This is a genomic window from Paracoccus sp. PAMC 22219 (genome assembly GCF_000787695.1).
Taxonomy (GTDB): Bacteria; Pseudomonadota; Alphaproteobacteria; order Rhodobacterales; family Rhodobacteraceae; genus Paracoccus.
This window is the reverse complement of record NZ_BBPH01000089.1, coordinates 1-16264: the sequence shown is the minus strand read 5'-3', so window position 1 is coordinate 16264 and position 16264 is coordinate 1. Positions and strand designations below refer to the sequence as shown.

At 68.6% G+C, this 16264-nt stretch carries 15 protein-coding genes and 1 pseudogene; 4 read left to right on the top strand and 12 right to left on the bottom strand.

The features are described 5' to 3' along the window. The 3 genes and pseudogenes from TY51_RS10815 to TY51_RS21005 all read left to right on the top strand — a co-directional run. The coding region (locus TY51_RS10815; RefSeq protein ID WP_042249477.1) for a DUF2332 family protein at window positions 1-306 on the top strand (306 nt) is incomplete at its 5' end. Window positions 307-354: 48 nt separating this feature from the next. Further along, entirely contained in the window at window positions 355-729 is a 375-nt protein-coding gene (locus TY51_RS10810) for a DUF2237 family protein (protein WP_042249475.1), read from the top strand. Further along, window positions 719-1317 (top strand): annotated as a pseudogene (locus TY51_RS21005) (DUF4893 domain-containing protein). Before TY51_RS10810 ends, TY51_RS21005 begins: the two are co-directional and overlap by 11 nt. Here the strand turns inward: TY51_RS21005 and trpB are convergent. Further along, a complete protein-coding gene (gene trpB, locus TY51_RS10800; protein ID WP_042249473.1) occupies window positions 1318-2544 on the bottom strand; it encodes a tryptophan synthase subunit beta in 1227 nt (408 codons plus the stop codon). Between the two features lie 214 nt (window positions 2545-2758). Between trpB and TY51_RS10795 the strand changes: the two genes are divergently transcribed. Then, complete coding sequence (locus TY51_RS10795) at window positions 2759-3463, top strand: gamma-glutamylcyclotransferase (RefSeq protein ID WP_052650033.1); 705 nt, start codon at window positions 2759-2761, stop codon at window positions 3461-3463. 4 nt (window positions 3464-3467) lie between these two features. Here TY51_RS10795 and TY51_RS10790 read toward each other — a convergent pair whose 3' ends face one another. The 11 genes from TY51_RS10790 to xdhA form a co-directional block, all read right to left on the bottom strand. After that, entirely contained in the window at window positions 3468-4445 is a 978-nt protein-coding gene (locus TY51_RS10790; protein ID WP_042249470.1) for a quinone oxidoreductase, read from the bottom strand. Window positions 4446-4456: 11 nt separating this feature from the next. Then, window positions 4457-5218, bottom strand: a complete 762-nt coding sequence (locus TY51_RS10785; protein ID WP_042249467.1) for an SDR family NAD(P)-dependent oxidoreductase — start codon at window positions 5216-5218, stop codon at window positions 4457-4459. Then, window positions 5215-5496, bottom strand: coding sequence for a DUF6285 domain-containing protein (locus TY51_RS10780; RefSeq protein WP_042249464.1), 282 nt, complete (start codon window positions 5494-5496; stop codon window positions 5215-5217). The genes TY51_RS10785 and TY51_RS10780 overlap by 4 nt, the downstream gene beginning before the upstream one ends. Next, window positions 5493-6188, bottom strand: coding sequence for a phosphotransferase family protein (locus TY51_RS10775; protein WP_197054727.1), 696 nt, complete (start codon window positions 6186-6188; stop codon window positions 5493-5495). The genes TY51_RS10780 and TY51_RS10775 overlap by 4 nt, the downstream gene beginning before the upstream one ends. Beyond that, entirely contained in the window at window positions 6080-6499 is a 420-nt protein-coding gene (locus TY51_RS22685; RefSeq protein ID WP_197054726.1) for a phosphotransferase, read from the bottom strand. Before TY51_RS22685 ends, TY51_RS10775 begins: the two co-directional genes overlap by 109 nt. Then, window positions 6496-7707 carry an acyl-CoA dehydrogenase family protein gene (locus TY51_RS10770; RefSeq protein ID WP_231559010.1) on the bottom strand — a complete coding sequence of 404 codons (1212 nt, stop codon included), beginning with the start codon at window positions 7705-7707 and terminating at the stop codon, window positions 6496-6498. Before TY51_RS10770 ends, TY51_RS22685 begins: the two co-directional genes overlap by 4 nt. A 98-nt stretch (window positions 7708-7805) precedes the next feature. After that, window positions 7806-9749, bottom strand: a complete 1944-nt coding sequence (locus tag TY51_RS10765; RefSeq protein WP_081994883.1) for a potassium transporter Kup — start codon at window positions 9747-9749, stop codon at window positions 7806-7808. Window positions 9750-10408: 659 nt separating this feature from the next. Next, window positions 10409-11689 carry a guanine deaminase gene (guaD, locus tag TY51_RS10760; protein ID WP_042249461.1) on the bottom strand — a complete coding sequence of 427 codons (1281 nt, stop codon included), beginning with the start codon at window positions 11687-11689 and terminating at the stop codon, window positions 10409-10411. Further along, window positions 11677-12408 (bottom strand): xanthine dehydrogenase accessory protein XdhC, encoded by a 732-nt coding sequence (xdhC, locus tag TY51_RS10755; protein ID WP_042249459.1) that lies wholly within the window; start codon window positions 12406-12408, stop codon window positions 11677-11679. The genes guaD and xdhC overlap by 13 nt, the downstream gene beginning before the upstream one ends. Continuing rightward, on the bottom strand, window positions 12405-14714 hold the full coding sequence (gene xdhB, locus TY51_RS10750) for a xanthine dehydrogenase molybdopterin binding subunit (protein WP_042249456.1): 2310 nt from the start codon (window positions 14712-14714) through the stop codon (window positions 12405-12407). Before xdhB ends, xdhC begins: the two co-directional genes overlap by 4 nt. A 4-nt stretch (window positions 14715-14718) precedes the next feature. Beyond that, window positions 14719-16167: a xanthine dehydrogenase small subunit gene (gene xdhA / locus TY51_RS10745; protein ID WP_042249453.1), complete on the bottom strand. Its 1449-nt coding sequence runs from the start codon at window positions 16165-16167 to the stop codon at window positions 14719-14721. Window positions 16168-16264: the final 97 nt, after the last annotated feature.

Sequence of the window (16264 nt, the reverse complement as noted above, 5' to 3'; positions counted from 1 at the left end):
GATGCGGGCGCGTGGCTGGCCGACCGGCTGGCCGAACCTGCGGCGGACCGGCTGACGCTGGTCTATCACACGGTTGCGGCACAGTATTTTCCGCCCGCGACAGCACAGGCCTGTGCCGCGGCGCTGTCCCGCGCGGGACAGGCGGCCACCCCTTCGGCGCCGGTGGCCCATCTGCGGATGGAGGCCGATGGCGGCGAAGGCGCGGCGCTGGACCTGACACTGTGGGACGGCACGCGGCGCGACTGGTCGCTTGGGCGCGCGGATTTCCACGGGCGCTGGATCGACTGGCAGCCGAAGCAGTTGTGACTTTCCCCGGCGCGCGCCTGCGCCTAGGCTGGACGCAAAGGAGACTGCATGGACCCCTCGATCAATGTGCTGGGCGGCGCGTTGCAGCCCTGCTCGACCAAGCCGCTGACCGGATTCTTTCGCAACGGATGCTGCGACACCGGACCCGAGGATCGGGGCAGTCACACCGTCTGCGTGATCCTGACCGACGAATTCCTGGCGATGTCGCGCTATCTGGGCAACGACCTGACGACGCCGCGGCCCGAATACGGCTTTGCGGGGCTGAAGGCGGGCCAGCGCTGGTGTCTGTGCGCCAGCCGGTTCCTGCAGGCCGCGCAGGAGTTCGCCGCCCCGACCGTGGTGCTGGAATCCACCCACAAGCGCGCGTTGGAGATGGTGCCGCTGGAGCTGCTGAAACGCCACGCACAGACCGATGCGGGCTAGCGCGGCGATCCTGATCGCCATGCTGGCCGCGACCCCGGCCGCGGCATTCGGCCCCGATCTGGCCACCAGTATTCGCGACGACGACCGTGTCCGGCTGGACCAATTTGACGCCGTGACGGGACGCACCCTGCGCGGCGCGTTCGCGCAAGGGATGCCCGATGATCTGGCCGTGCTGACGCAGGGTCTGGCGGGCAGCCCCCTGCCTGCGGATCAGGCCGCAGCGGCCCTGCCCGGCGATTGGTCGTGCCGGATGCTGAAGTTGGGCGGCGGGCTGCCGCTGGTGGTGTATCAGCCGTTCCGCTGCCGGATCGCGCCGATGGGGGGTTCAAAAAGCAGACCGGGTCACAGCAGATGCTGGGCACCATCGGCACCATGGACGGTGCGCCGGTCTATCTGGGCACGGGCTATATCGCCGGCGACACCCCGCCCCCCTATGCGGACCTGCCGACCACCACCGATCCCGCGGCCACGCCGCAGCGCGTCCCCGAGGTCGGCATAGTGGAGGTCGTCAGCCCGACCCGGGCGCGCATCCTGATGCCGCTGCCGATGCTGGAATCGGACCTGAACATCCTGCTGCTGACGCGCTGATCAGGTCTTCAGGTCCTGGCCCAGGTGCTTGGCGACGGTGAAGATGTCCTTGTCGCCACGACCGCACATGTTCATCACGATGATGTGGTCGGCGGGCAGGTCCGGCGCGATCTTGATCACATGGGCCAGCGCGTGGCTGGGCTCCAGCGCGGGAATGATGCCTTCCAGCGCACAGCACAGCTGGAACGCGCCAAGCGCCTCATCGTCCGTGATGCTGACATATTCTGCGCGGCCAATATCCTTCAGCCAGGCATGCTCCGGTCCGATGCCGGGATAATCCAGGCCCGCGCTGATCGAATGACCCTCCAGGATCTGGCCGTCATCGTCCTGCAGCAGATAGGTGCGGTTGCCGTGCAGGACGCCTGCGCGGCCGCCCGACAGGCTGGCGCAATGCTCCATCCGGTCATCCACGCCCTTGCCCCCGGCCTCGACGCCGATGATGCGGACGTCCTTGTCGTTCAGGAACGGATAGAACAGGCCCATCGCGTTCGACCCGCCGCCGATGGCCGCGATGATCGTGTCGGGGAAACGCCCTTCGCGCGGCATGATCTGTTCGCGGACCTCCTTGCCGATGATCGACTGGAAATCCCGGACCATCGCCGGATAGGGGTGCGGCCCCGCGACCGTGCCGATGCAGTAGAACGTGTCGCGCACGTTGGTCACCCAATCGCGCAGCGCATCGTTCATCGCATCCTTCAGCGTGCCGCGACCGCTGGTCACCGGGATCACCTCGGCCCCCAGCAGGCGCATGCGGAAGACGTTGGGCGACTGGCGTTCCACGTCATGCGCGCCCATGTAGACCACGCATTTCAGCCCGAACCGCGCACAGACGGTGGCGGTCGCCACGCCGTGCTGGCCCGCGCCGGTTTCCGCGATGATGCGCGTCTTGCCCATGCGGATCGCCAGCAGGATCTGGCCCAGCACGTTGTTGATCTTGTGCGCGCCGGTATGGTTCAGCTCGTCTCGCTTCATATAGATCTTGGCGCCGCCCAGATGCTGGGTCATGCGTTCCGCGAAATACAGCGGGCTGGGACGGCCCACGTAATGCGTCCACAGGTCATTCATCTGGTCCCAGAAGGCCGGATCCGTCTTGGCGCGTTCGTATTCCGCCTCCAGGTCCAGGATCAGCGGCATCAACGTCTCGGACACGAAGCGGCCGCCATAGATGCCAAAGCGCCCCTGATCGTCGGGGCCGGAGGTAAAGCTGTTCAGCAGATCGTCGGCCATGGGATGCGCCTTTGGGTTATTTGCGTGTCTGGGCAGGCAGGGTGCCCCTTGCCCCCGTTCTAGCCGCCATCGCGCGCAGGGTGAAGCCCGTGCGGGCAGCCCGCCCCCGAAACCGCCCGATTTGCACGCGGCGTCGTGACGCGGACCGGTTTCGCGGTTGACGCCCGGAGGATGACGGTCAAGACCTGCGCCCACACGCCACACCGGAGGGATGATGCCCAAGGCCCGCACCCTGTCGCTGAGCGATCACCACGTCGCCAGCGTCGCCCCCGCCGAGGGGCTGCTCTACAATCCCGCCTGGCGGATGCTGGAGGATGCCGACCTGGACGCGCTGGCCTTGCGGCTGACGCAGGGGCGGACGGGGCCGGTGCCGATCTTTGCCTATGGCTCGCTGATCTGGAACCCGGGATTCGCGGTCCAGGACCGCCGCCGCGCCACGGCGATCGGCTGGCACCGGGATTTCTCGCTGACGCTGGACCATTTCCGCGGCACGCCGGAACGCCCCGGTCTGATGCTGGCGCTGGCGTCGGGCGGCACCTGCGACGGGCTGATCCTTGAGATCGCCGAAGGGACCGAGGTCGAATCCCTGCGCGCGATCCTGCGCCGCGAACTGGTCGCGCACGAACTGGCCGCGAATGCCTGCTGGATCGAGGTGCGCACCGACCGCGGGGTCGAACCCGCGCTGACCTTCTATGCCGATCCGGTCGACGCCCCGATCGCGCGCCTGCCGGTCGAGGAACAGGCGCAGCTGCTGGCCACCGCCGCCGGGGCCGCCGGATCGGGGGCAGAATACCTGCTGCGCACCGCGCGGGGCCTGGACGAATGGGGCATCCACGACGACTATATCTGGACGCTGCAGCATCTGGTTGCCGAACGGATCGAGGCGGGCGCCGGTTTCGTACCCCCGACCGTCGCCTGATGCCTTACGGGATCATGACGGTTGCACCTGTGGTTTTGCGTGCTTCGAGGTCTTCGTGGGCGCGGGCGGCGTCGGTGAGGGGCAGGCGTTGGCGGGGTTCGGAGTGCAGGTGGCCCGCGGCCACGGCGGCGAACAGGTCTGCCGCGCGGCGGCGCAGTTCGGCGGGGTCGGCGATGAAGTGGAACAGGACCGGGCGCGTGGCCTTTGCCGATTTCGCCGCCAGGTCGGCGAAGGTGAAGCCGGTGATCGGCCCCGAGGCTTGGCCGAAGCAGACATAGCTGCCGCGCAGCGCCAGCGCCTGCATCGACCCGCGCCAGGTCGCCTCGCCCACCCCGTCATAGACGACATCGACCCCGGCGCCGCCGGTGATCCGGTTGACCTCTGCGGCGAAATCCCCCTCGCGGTTGTCGATCACATGGGCATAGCCGTGGGCGCGGGCCAGCGCGCATTTTTCCGGCCCGCCGGCGGTGCCGATGGCGGTGACGCCGCGCGCGGCCAGCCATTGGCCCAGCAGCAGGCCCACGCCCCCGGCGGCGGCATGGACCAGCGCGGTCTGGCCCGGCTGCACCGCGTGGCTGTCATGGATCAGGTAATGCGCGGTCAGGCCTTTGAGCATCAGCGTCGCCGCGACCTCGTCGGTGACACCGTCGGGGATCGGCACGACGCGCTCTGCAGGCAGCACCCGGGCCGAGGCATAGGCCCTCAACGGATGCGTATAGGCGACCCGGTCGCCAATCCGCAGGCCGGTCACGCCGGGGCCCACGGCATCGACGACCCCCGCACCCTCGGACCCCACGACCAGGTCGCGCGGCTTGGGCCAGGGATAGGTCCCCGACCGGTGATAGACGTCGATGAAGTTCAGCCCGACCGCGCTGTGGCGCACCCGCACCTCTCCGGGACCGGGATCGGGCACGGTGATGTCCACGCGCCGGAAGTTGCCCGGCCCGCCCGGTTCGGTCGTGATCATGGCATAGTCGGACATCGCGCGGCCTTTCACAGGGGGGACAGCAGGTGGCCGCCATCGGCCACCAGGACGGATCCGGTCATGAACGCGCCCGCGTCCGAGGCCAGCAGCAGCAGCGGCCCGGACAGCTCCTCCGGCCGGCCCAGCCTGCGCTGCGGAATGCGGCGGATCTGGGCCTGGCCAGGATCGGTGGCAAAGAAATCGCGGTTCAGGTCGGTCTGGACATAGCCCGGCGCCAGCGCGTTCACGCGGATGCCGTGGCGCGCCCATTCCAGGGCGTGCTGTCTGGTCAGCTGGATCAGCGCGGCCTTGGACGTGGCATAGGCCGACACCCCCGCCCCCTGCCGCAGCCCCAGGATGGACGCGACATTGACGATCGCGCCGGGCCGTCCCACAGCCACCAGCCGTGCGGCCACAGCCACCGACATGCGCCGGGCGCCGTCCAGGTTCACGCCCATGACCCGCGCCCAGTCATCGTCGCCTTGGTCCAGCGCGGCGCCGGGGGTGGCGATGCCGCTGTTGTTCACCAGCAGATCGACCGGGGCGCCGGCCCAGGCCTCAGCCCCGTCCACGGCGGCGCGGACGCTGTCCGGATCGGTCACGTCCAGGCCCACGGCATGCGCGCGGCCCAGGTCCTGCGCCAGCGCCTGCATCGGCTCGACGCGCCGCGCGGCCAGCACCACCCGTGCGCCCGCCCCGGACAGGACCCGTGCAAACTCTGCGCCAAGCGCACCGGACGCTCCGGTCACCAGCGCCACCCGCCCGTCCAGGCGGAAACGATCCATGCTCATGCGGGTTCCTCGATTGTGCCGGGGTCGGCGATCCAGGCGCGCAGGCGGGCGGCGGCCAGCAGACGCGCGTGCAGGGCCGCGTCGCCGTCATGCGCCCCCGCCCGGATCGCCGCGACATCGGCGGTCACGTCCTGTGGCGGATGGCGCAGTTCGCGCCGCGCCATGGCCAGCGCGTTGGCGGCCAGCAGCGTGTGATAGCGGGCATCGGATCCGCCCGGCGCGATGCGGTCGCGCAACGTAGCCTCGACCTCGGCGATCAGGTCCAGCGCGTCGCTCATGCGGCCTCCGGTGCGGTCATCTGCAGCAGGCGGTGTTCCAGCGTGTCGGCGATGCGCCCGGTCAGCGCCAGGTGCAGCGAGCGTTCGGCCCCGCCGGCATGGCGGTCGCCCTGCTGCAGGGCGATGACCGCCCAACGGGCATGGGCCATCACCTCCCACCACCGCACGCGGGCGGGATCGGGGACGATGCCGCCCGCGGCGGCGTAACCCGCCAGGACATCGGCGCGCGGGGCGATGCCGCCACCCTCCAGATCGGGCCGCGAAAAGCGCCAGCATTCGGCGCAGAACCAGCCCAGATCGCAGGCCGGGTCCGACCATGCGGCGAATTCCCAGTCCAGCACGGCGGTCAGCCCGTCCGCATCGACCAGGAAATTCCCGGTGCGGAAATCCTGATGCGTCAGGGTCACCCGGTCCGGCGACGGCGCGTGGCGTTCCGCCCATCGCAGCGCCCATTCCAGGCCCGGTCGCGGCGCGGGCCGGGCATCCAGCCAGCCGCGCAGCCCCGACACCGCCACCACCGCCGGGTCCGCCGGGCGCGGCCCCAGGATCGCCGCCAGCGCCGGGTCGGGGTCGATCGCGTGGATCAGCGCCAGCTGGCGGCCCAACTCGCGGCCCAACGCCGCGCGGTCACCGCCCAGGGTCGTGTCGCGCACGACCTTGGGGCCATAGCCGGCGCCGCCCACCCAGGCCATCGCCGCAAAGGGCGCGCCGATGACCGCCGGGTCGTCGCAGAAGCCAGGGGCTGTGGCACCCGGACGCCCGCGCGATGCGCGGCGGCGATCAGGGCGTATTCCTCACCGCGGCTTCGGCTGGCGGCGATGGTCGCGGGCGCGTCGCGGCGGATCACCAGGCGGCGGGTGGTGTCGCCCGCGGCCACCGTCACCGCCCAGTTCTCCTGGATCGCGCCGCCGGACAGCTTGTCGGCGGCGGTGACCCGTGCGCCGGGCAGGTCCAGCGCGCGCGCCAGCCAGGCGTCCAGCGCGGGGTTATCGGTCAGGCTCATGCGCCCCAGCCCCAGAAATCGTCCCCCTCGCGCGCATAGGCGTCGGCCAGCACCATCCGGTGCACCTCGGACGCGCCATCGACCAGCCGCGCCTGGCGGGCATAGCGATATATCCATTCCAGCACCGTATCGCGGGAATACCCCCGCGCGCCGTTCAGCTGGATCGCCACGTCCGCTGCCTGGTGCAGCGTGTCCGCGACATGCAGCTTGGCCATCGACACCTCCTTGCGGGCATGGCTGCCCTGATCCAGCGCCCAGGCCGCGTTCATCGTCAGCAGCCGCCCGATCTGGATGTTCAGCGCCACGCCGCCCAGCATCAGCCGCACGGATTCGCGGTCGGCCAGGCGGATGCCGAACCCCTCGCGCGCATCGACATAGGCCTGCGCCTCGGCCATGCAGCGCTTGGCCAGACCCAGCCAGCGCATGCAATGCGTCAGCCGCGCGGTGCCAAGCCGGATCTGGGTGACCTTCAGCCCGTCGCCCACGCCCATTAGGCGGTTCTCGTCGGGGATCTCCAGCCCGTCGAATTCCAGCTCGCAATGGCCGCCATGCTCCTCGGGGCCCATGATCGCGATGCGGCGCAGGATCTTCCAGCCGGGCTGGTCGCGGTGGAACAGGAACGCCGTCAGATGGCGGCGGCGCTCGTCGGGGTTCGGGTCGGTGCGGGCGATCAAGATGAAATGCGCCGCCCCCTCGGCCCCGGTGATGAACCACTTGCGGCCCGTGACGCGCCAGACATCGCCGTCGCGCGCGGCGGTGGTGCCGATCATGCCGGGGTCCGACCCGCCGCCGGGCGCGGGTTCGGTCATCACGAAGGACGACCGCACCTCGCCCGCCACCAGCGGTGCCAGCCAGCGCGCCTGCTGTTCCGGCGTGCCCACGCGCGCCAGGATATCCATGTTCCCGTCATCGGGCGCCGCGCAGTTGAAGACCGCGGGGCCGAAGATGGACCGGTTCGCCTCCTCGTACATCACCGCGCGGCCGGTGACCGGCAGCCCCATCCCGCCAAGCGCCTGCGGCACCTGCGGACACCAAAGCCCCGCCGCCCGCGCCTTGCCGCGCAGCGCCCGCAGCGGACCGTCCGCGATGTTGTCATGCGCGTCCCAGTTGCCCCGATCCGCCTCGACCGGCAGGACCTGATCCTCGACAAACTCCCGCGTGCGCCGCCGGATCTCCTCCAACCTGCCGTCCAGGGTGAAATCAATCATCACAGTCCCCTCCTCAAACGCTCCGCGTTCTGCAGGACCATACCATCCACCAGCGCCCGCGCGTTGTCGATGCCGGGCGATCGATACCCGGCGCGAGGTCAGATCAGCAGTTGCTGACCCAGGACGATCACGCGGCTGCTGGGCAGGTGATAGAAATCGGTGGCATTGGCCGCGGACTTGGACAGCGACACGAACAGCGTCTCCTGCCACGCAGGCAATCCGCGCGTCTTTCCAGGCCGGAACGTCCGGCGGCTGAGAAAGAACGAGGTCGACATGATGTCGAAGCGCACGCCCTCCTTGCGGGCCAGGGCCAGCGCCTTGGGCAGGTTCGTCTCCTCCATGTAGCCAAAGCACATGTCGATGCGGATGAACCGGTCCGACAGGCGCGTGACGGTCAGCCGGTCGTTGTCCGCGACATAGGGGCGGGTGGCCACGGACACGCAGACGATGATGTTCGTCTCGTGCAGGACATGGTTGTGCTTGACGTTGTGCAGCAGTGCTGCGGGCGCGATGTCGGGTTCGGCGGTCAGAAACACGGCCGTGCCGGGCACCACGACCAAGCGGTCGGACCGCGCCAGCATCTGGATCAGCGCGCTGGTCGAGGTGGCGCTGCGCCGGGCCTGGGCCTGGACATGGCGCGTGCCGCGCACCCAGGTCCACATCAGAAGGATCATCGCGGCCGCCATCAGGATCGGCACCCAGCCGCCATGCGGGATCTTGATCGCGTTCGACCCCAGGAACAGCAGCTCCAGCGCCAGCAGCGGCGTGACCACCAGCGCGACCAGCGCCACGGGCCAGCGCCACACCTTGAGGAACACGACCGAGGCCAGGATGGTGGTGATCACCATGTCCCCCGTCACCGCGATCCCGTAAGCGGCGGCCAGATCGGACGACGATCCGAACACGATCACCAGGACGAACACGCCGATCGCCAGGATCGCGTTGATCTTGGGCAGATAGATCTGCCCCTCCTGCGTATCGGAGGTGTGCAGGATCTCCAGCCGGGGCAGCAGGTTCATCCGCACCGCCTGCTTGATCATCGAGAACGCGCCAGAGATCACCGCCTGGCTTGCGATGACCGTGGCCATCGTCGCCAGGATCACCAGCGGCAGCAACGCCCAGGGCGGCGCCATCAGAAAGAACGGGTTCGCGGCCCGGTCGGGATGCGCCAGGATCATCGCCCCCTGCCCCAGATAGCTGAGCGTCAGCGCGGGCCACACCAGCAGCACCCACGCCATGCGGATCGGGCGACGGCCGAAATGGCCCATGTCGGCGTAGAGCGCCTCTCCTCCGGTGACGGCCAGGAAGACCGACCCCAGCACGATCAGCGAGGCCAGCTTGTTCTCGACCAGGAACGCGCCCGCATGGACAGGGCTCAGCGCGCGCAGGATCGACCAGTCGTCGCCGATATGGGACAGCCCCATCACGGCCATGACCACGAACCAGATGACCATGATCGGCCCGAACAGGATCGACACCGCCCCCGTGCCCCAGCGCTGGACGATGAACAGCCCGGTGATGATGGCCAGCGTGACCGGCACCACATAGGGGCCAAAGGCCGGGGCCACGATCGTCAGCCCCTCGACCGCGGACAGGACGGACATGGCAGGCGTGATGATCGCGTCCCCGAAGAACAGCGAGATGCCGATCATTCCCAGCACCATAAGCCAGACCGGACGCTTGCCCAGCGCCTGCTGGATCAGGGTCACCAGGCTCAGCGTGCCACCCTCGCCCCGGTTGTCGGCCCGCATGATCAGCGCGACGTACTTGAAGCTGACGATGGAGATCAGCGTCCAGATCAGCAGCGATATCACCCCGATCACGTCATCGGGCGTCAGCCCGTCGCGCGACGCGGCATGCAGCGATTCGCGCATCGCATAGATCGGCGACGTGCCGATATCGCCATAGACGACGCCGATCGCCCCAAGCACCAGACCGCCCAGGTTGCTGGTGCCGTGCTGTCCCGCGGTAGGAAGATCGGACAGGTGCGCCGATGCGGCGGCGGGTTGCGCCGGACCGTCGGGGGTGACGTGATCGCTCATGTGTCGAAAACTCTCTTGGCAGCGCCGTGGCCTGCGGCAGATGCCGCCTCTAGCAGGCGGGCGTCCCGTTGAGAAGAACGGCCGGCGTTCATCTGGCATCCCTGCGGGCGATCACGTCGCACCGTGATCCGGGATCGTCGTGTCCTATCCATCGTTCAAGCAGAACGGCACGATTCTGCCAAGCGGGATAAGGAAGGATTGCCGGACCTGCCGCGTGGTAACTTGTCTTGGTATCGCCAGATGACAGGATCAAGCGCAACTCTGCCGGAATATGCAGCCCCAGCTAGTTGGCGACCGCCGGCCTTTGCCGTGCAAGACGGCGCCAAGGATTGTCGCGCAGCCCGCGTGATGAACACAGACACAGGGGCGCTGTTAGACGACCACATTATATAATGCGTGCTACGACCCACGCGCCTGCAAGAGACTGCTTCTTGTACGCTCTTGGCAGAATTCGAACGTTAGCGGTCAGAAACACCGGGCATGTAAGCCAACTACATCAGAACTGCTGCATTGGTTCACGCTGCCGACAGGCCGGTGACCTGTATAGGATCGAACAGCGGCCAATAAGCGGCCGCCGCGGATAGCCATCAGCACGACCAGTGCGCAGTCGTCTTTGGAACTGGACGGAGCAGACCGCGGCCCCGCCCGATGCCGGGAGATCAGGCGCCCTTCTGCGGACGGCCCGCGACATAGGTCTGGGCCACGGCTCGGTCGTCGCCCATGATCTGCAGGACGAACAGCTCCTGCGCCAGCGTCTCGGCGCGTTCCATCCGCAGGGCCATGGCGGGGGTGGCGCGGGCGTCCAGGACCACCAGGTCGGCGGCGCTGCCGGGGGCCAGGGTGCCGATCTCGGCGTCCATGCCGAGCGTCAGGGCGTTGCCGCGCGTGGCCCAGTGGAACGCCGCAAGCGGATGCAGCTTCTGCCCGCGCATCTGCAGGATCTTGTACCCCTCGGCCAGGGTCTGCAGCATCGACCAACTAGTGCCCCCGCCCACGTCGGTGGCGATCCCGCTGACGATGCCCGCCGCGCGCAGCCCGTCGGCATCGAACAGCCCCGACCCCAGGAACAGGTTCGAGGTCGGGCAGAACACCGCGTGGCTGCCCGTTTCCGCCATGCGCGCGATTTCGCGGGGTTCCAGATGGATCGAATGGCCCAGCAGCAGCTTGTCCGACAGCAGGCCATAGGCTTCGTAGATGTCCAGATAGTCGCGCGCCTTGGGATACAGCGACAGCGTGTATTCGATCTCGTCCACGTTCTCGGACAGGTGGGTCTGGACGTGGCAGCCGGGATGGGCGCGAGCCAGCGCGCCCGCCGCCTCCATCTGTTCCGGGGTCGAGGTGATCGCAAAGCGCGGCGTGATCGCATAGCGCTGGCGGCCCTTGCCGTGCCAGGCGTCGATCAGGGCGGCGCTGTCGTCATATCCCTGCTGCGGCGTGTCCAGCACGGCAGCGGGGGCGTTGCGGTCCATCATGACCTTGCCCGCCACCATCGCCATGTCGCGCGCATGGGCGGCGGTGAACAGCGCATCGGCGCTGGCCTTGTGGCTGGAGCAGAAGGCGACGGCGGTCGTCGTTCCATGCGCGGTCAGCTGGTCCAGGAACAGCCCCACCATGCGGGTGGCATGCGCGGGATCGGCAAACTCGGCCTCGGCCGGGAAGGTATAGGTGTTCAGCCAGTCCAGCAGCTGCGCACCCCAGCTGGCGATGACCTGCAACTGGGGGAAATGGATATGCGGGTCGATGAACCCGGCCAGGATCAGGTGCGGGCGGTGGTCGATCTCTTCCAGCCCCTCGCGGGCCAGGTCGGCGTGATCGCCGACGGCGACGATGCGCCCGTCATCGACCAGGATGGCCCCGTTCTCCCACAGGCGGTGATTGTCGGCCGTATCCTGGGGATCGGCGTGAAAGTCGAGGACGCGGCCCCGGATCAGCTGTTGCATGGGTGCTTCTTGGGTAAGGTGACGGTCAGGCGCGCCATCAGTTCGGCGGCGGTGAAGGCGGCGATGATCTCGGGGCGCTTGTCGCCGGAAAAGCCCGCCCCGATGGGACAGATCAGGCCGGCGGGATCAACGCCGCGCGATGCGGCGAAGCGCGTGAACTGTGCGCGTTTCGTGGCGCTGCCGATCATGCCGACATAGGCCAGATCAGTGCGGGACAGCGCCTCTGCGGCCAGCAGAAAGTCCAACGCGTGATCATGGGTCAGGATGATCACAAAGGTGCCGGGCCGGGCTTCGCGGATCTGCGCCTCGGGCAGCGGCGTCAGCAGGGTCGGGCCGCTGGCCAACGCCAGCTCCTCGGCGCGGCTGTCGATCAGCAGCACGTTCACCGGCAGCGGTTCCAATGCGCGGGCCAAGGCGCGCCCCACATGGCCCGCGCCAAAGATCAGCGCTTCGGGATGATCCTGCGGGGCGGGGCCGTGCCGGTCCAGCGTCAACATCACCCGCCCGCCGCAGCACTGGCCGATCTGCGGGCCCAGCGGCACATCCATTGTGGCATCTGTCTCCCCCCGTGCCAGCATCTGGCGGGCGCGGTCGATCGCCATGTATTCCAGCTGCCCGCCGCCGATGGTGCCGGTGACCCCGTCCGGTCCCACGAACATCTCGGCCCCTGCCTCGCGTGGGGTCGAGCCTTGGGCGCGCGTGACGCGAACGCGGATCATCCCCGCAGCCGTTCGACCGCCATCAGCACGCGTTCGGGCGTGGCGGGCGCGTCAAGGCGCGCAGGCTGGCGATAGTCAGCGACCGAGGCTACGGCCATGTTGATCGCCTCGAACACGCTGATGCCCAGGACAAAAGGCGGCTCTCCGACGGCTTTGGACCGCTTGATGGTGCGCTCGCTGGCCTCGGACCAGTCGGCCAGCGCGACGTTGAAGATGCGCGGGCGGTCGGAGGCCAAGGGCACCTTGTAGGTCGACGGCGCATGGGTGCGCAGGCGGCCCTTGGCGTCCCACCACAACTCCTCGGTCGTCAGCCAGCCGGCGCCCTGAACGAACGCGCCCTCGACCTGGCCAATGTCCAGTGCCGGGTTCAGGCTGCGGCCCACGTCGTGCAGGATGTCGGCGCGGTCGATCTGGTATTCGCCGGTCAGCGTGTCCACCGACACCTCGGCCACCGCCGCCCCATAGGCAAAGTAGTAGAACGGCCGCCCCTGCCCCGTGGTCCGGTCCCAGTGGATCTTGGGTGTCTTGTAGAACCCCGCCGCCGACAGCTGGATGCGCGCCATGTAGGCCGCCTTGATCACCTGCGCGAATGGGATCATCTGGTCCCCCGCCCGCACATGACCGGGAACGAACGCCACCTGATCGGGCGCGACCTTCCAGTTGTTGGCGACAAAGGCCACCAGCCGCGCCTTGATCTGCTCCGCCGCGTCCAGCGCCGCCATACCGTTCAGGTCGGTCCCCGAGGACGCCGCAGTGGCCGAGGTGTTGGGCACCTTTTCGGTCGTGGTCTTGGTGATCTTGATGCGGCTCAGATCGCACTGGAACGCCTCGGCGACCACCTGGGCGACCTTGGTGTTCAGCCCCTGCCCCATTTCCGTCCCACCATGGTTCAGGTGGATCGAGCCGTCGGAATAGATATGGATCAGCGCGCCCGCCTGGTTGAACCAGGTCGCGGTAAAGCTGATGCCGAACTTGACCGGGACCAGCGCGATGCCCTTGCGGATCACCCCACCCGTGGCGTTCCAGTCCAGCACCGCCTGTCTGCGGGCGTGATAATCGCTGCTGGCCTCCAGCTCGTCGAAGATCCGCGGCAGGATCTGGTCCTGCACCTCCTGGTGATACGGCGTCAGCTGGCCGTTCCGGTACAGGTTGCGCTTGCGCACCTCCAGCGGGTCCATGTCCAGCGCATAGGCGATCTCCTCGATCATGCGCTCGGCCACGATGGCGCCTTGCGGGCCGCCGAAACCGCGGAAGGCGGTGTTGCTGACCGTGTTCGTCCGCATCGGATGGCTGCTGATGCGCACGTCGGGATAGAAATAGGCGTTGTCGGCGTGAAACAGCGCCCGGTCCGTCACCGGACCCGACAGGTCGGCGGAAAACCCGCAGCGGGCGTAGAAATCCCCTTCGACCGACCGGATGCGACCGTCGTCGTCAAAGCCCACGGCATAATCGACCACGAAATCGTGCCGCTTGCCGGTGGCGATCATGTCGTCGTCCCGGTCTGGGCGGATCTTGACTGCGCGGTGCCAGCGTTTCGCCGCGACGGCCGCGACGCAGGCGAACAGGTTCATCTGCGTCTCCTTGCCGCCGAAACCGCCGCCCATGCGCCGCACGTTCACCACCACCGCATTGTTGGGCACGCCCAGGACATGCGCCACCATGTGCTGCACCTCGGACGGGTGCTGGGTCGATACGTGCAGGACGACCTCATCATCCTCGCCCGGCACGGCCATTGCGATCTGGCCCTCCAGATAGAAATGGTCCTGCCCGCCGATGGCAAAGCGGCCCTCGATCCGGCGCGGCGCGTCAGCCATGGCGGCAGGCGCATCGCCACGCTTCAGGGTCAGCGGGTCGGTGACATAGCCCATGCCCGCATCGCGCGCCGCGATCGGGTCCAGCGCATGGGGCAGCACGTCGTAATCGATCCGCGCCTTGTGCGCCGCGCGACGCGCCTGGTCGCGGGTTTCGGCGATCACCGCAAAGACCGGCTGGCCCCAGAACTGCACCACCCCGTCGGCAAAGATCGGATCGTCGTTCTTGCCGTTAGGCGACACGTCGTTGACGCCCGGCAGGTCCGCCGCCGTCAGGATGCCCAGAACGCCGGGCTGCGCCAGGGTATCGGTGAAATCCATGCCGGTGATGCGGCCATGCGCGCAGGACGACAGGCCAAGATAGGCGTGGATCGTGCCGGTGGGCTCGACCAGGTCGTCGGTGTATTCGGCACGGCCGGTGACATGCTTGGCGGCGCTGTCATGGGCGGTATCCTGATGGGCCTGGCCCGTGATGGTCGCGGTATCATCCTTCATGGCCTCAGACCCCTTCGCTCTGGCGCAGCCGCACGGGCAGGCCGGGTTCGGATTGCTCCAGCCAGAACCGCCGGATCAGGTTGCGCGCGACGGTGGCGCGGTAATCGGCGCTGGCGCGCATGTCGGACAGCGGCTGAAAATCCTCCGCGATGGCCCGGGCGGCGGCGTCAAAGGTCGCGGCAGCAAAGGGCTGCCCCTCCAGCGCGGCCTCGGCATGGCGGGCGCGCTTGGGCGTGGCGGCCATTCCGCCGAACGCCAACCGCGCGCGCGTGATCGTGCCGCCCGCCACGTCGACGCAGAACCCCGCCGCGACGGAGGTGATGTCGCTGTCGCGCCGCTTGCTGACCTTGTAGGCCGCGATGCGCGCCTGCGGCTGCGTGGGGATCAGCACCTGCTCGACGAATTCGCCCTGCTGGCGGTCCTGCTTGCCGTAATCGATGAAGAAATCCTCCAGCGCCAGCTCGCGGCGCACGTCGCCCCGGCGCAGCACGATCCGCGCGTCCAGCGCGATCAGCAGCGGCGGCGTGTCCCCGATGGGAGAGCCGTTGGCGATGTTCGCACCGATGGTGCCGGCGTTGCGCACCTGCCAGCCGCCGATGCGCGACCAGTATTCCGCGGCCCGCGGGACGTGGCGGGCAATCAGGGGTGCGGCCTCGCTGTAGGTCACGCCGGCGCCCAGGCGGATCATGCCGTCCTCGACCGTGATGTCCTTCATCAGGTGGCCGATGAAGATGGCGGGGCTGATGTCGCGCATGAACTTGGTGACCCACAGCCCCACATCGGTGGCGCCCGCCACCAGCGTGGCCTTGGGTTCGTCCAGCAACAGTTGGGCCAGATCGTCGGTATCGGCGGGGACCAGTGCCCGGTCCGCGCCGCGCGCAAGCGACACCCTCGCGCCGCGCATCCCGGCCAGGCGCGCGGCCACCGCATCGCGTTCGCGGCACAGCGCGTCCTGGGCCTGCCCTCCGGCCGCGCCCGCGGCCAGCGCCGCACGGATGATCGGCGCATAGCCGGTGCAGCGGCAGATGTTGCCCTGCAGCGCGGTTTCGATGTCGGTGGCATCGGCTTGGGGATTGGTCATCCACAGACCGTACAGCGCCATCACGATACCCGGCGTGCAGAAGCCGCACTGGCTGCCGTGATGTTTGATCATCGCAGCCTGGACCGGGTGCAGACCACCGTCGGGCCCGCGCAGATGTTCGATCGTGACGATATGCGTGGCGTGGCACGAGGCCAGCAGCCGGATGCAGGCATTCACGGGCTCATAGACCAGCCCCGAGGCCGTCAGGCGGCCGGCCAGCACCGTGCAGGCGCCGCAGTCACCCTCGGCGCAGCCTTCCTTGGTGCCGGTCATCCGGCGCGCCAGGCGCAGATGATCCAGCAGCGTGTCCGACGCGCCGACCTCGGTCAGGGCGATCTCGGTGTCGTTCAGAAGAAACCGCAGCTGGGTCATGATAGCCTTTCCTTGCCTTGGGCCAAGTCTACGGCCTGGCGGCGCGTTTCGTAATCGGCGCTGATCTAGAAGACTTTACACGTTCCATTGAAAGCGG

Excerpts from the sequence above, each read along its gene's own strand:
- xdhC (WP_042249459.1), bottom strand. The coding sequence starts at position 12,408 with ATGATCCGCGTTCGCGTCACGCGCGCCCAAGGCTCGACCCCACGCGAG.
- trpB (WP_042249473.1), bottom strand. The coding sequence starts at position 2,544 with ATGGCCGACGATCTGCTGAACAGCTTTACCTCCGGCCCCGACGATCAG.
- TY51_RS10785 (WP_042249467.1), bottom strand. The coding sequence starts at position 5,218 with ATGAGCATGGATCGTTTCCGCCTGGACGGGCGGGTGGCGCTGGTGACC.
- TY51_RS10770 (WP_231559010.1), bottom strand. The coding sequence starts at position 7,707 with ATGATTGATTTCACCCTGGACGGCAGGTTGGAGGAGATCCGGCGGCGC.
- TY51_RS10775 (WP_197054727.1), bottom strand. The coding sequence starts at position 6,188 with ATGGCCTGGGTGGGCGGCGCCGGCTATGGCCCCAAGGTCGTGCGCGAC.
- TY51_RS22685 (WP_197054726.1), bottom strand. The coding sequence starts at position 6,499 with ATGAGCCTGACCGATAACCCCGCGCTGGACGCCTGGCTGGCGCGCGCG.
- TY51_RS10765 (WP_081994883.1), bottom strand. The coding sequence starts at position 9,749 with ATGAGCGATCACGTCACCCCCGACGGTCCGGCGCAACCCGCCGCCGCA.
- TY51_RS10780 (WP_042249464.1), bottom strand. The coding sequence starts at position 5,496 with ATGAGCGACGCGCTGGACCTGATCGCCGAGGTCGAGGCTACGTTGCGC.
- TY51_RS10790 (WP_042249470.1), bottom strand. The coding sequence starts at position 4,445 with ATGTCCGACTATGCCATGATCACGACCGAACCGGGCGGGCCGGGCAAC.
- guaD (WP_042249461.1), bottom strand. The coding sequence starts at position 11,689 with ATGCAACAGCTGATCCGGGGCCGCGTCCTCGACTTTCACGCCGATCCC.
- xdhB (WP_042249456.1), bottom strand. The coding sequence starts at position 14,714 with ATGAAGGATGATACCGCGACCATCACGGGCCAGGCCCATCAGGATACC.
- TY51_RS10795 (WP_052650033.1), top strand. The coding sequence starts at position 2,759 with ATGCCCAAGGCCCGCACCCTGTCGCTGAGCGATCACCACGTCGCCAGC.
- TY51_RS10810 (WP_042249475.1), top strand. The coding sequence starts at position 355 with ATGGACCCCTCGATCAATGTGCTGGGCGGCGCGTTGCAGCCCTGCTCG.
- xdhA (WP_042249453.1), bottom strand. The coding sequence starts at position 16,167 with ATGACCCAGCTGCGGTTTCTTCTGAACGACACCGAGATCGCCCTGACC.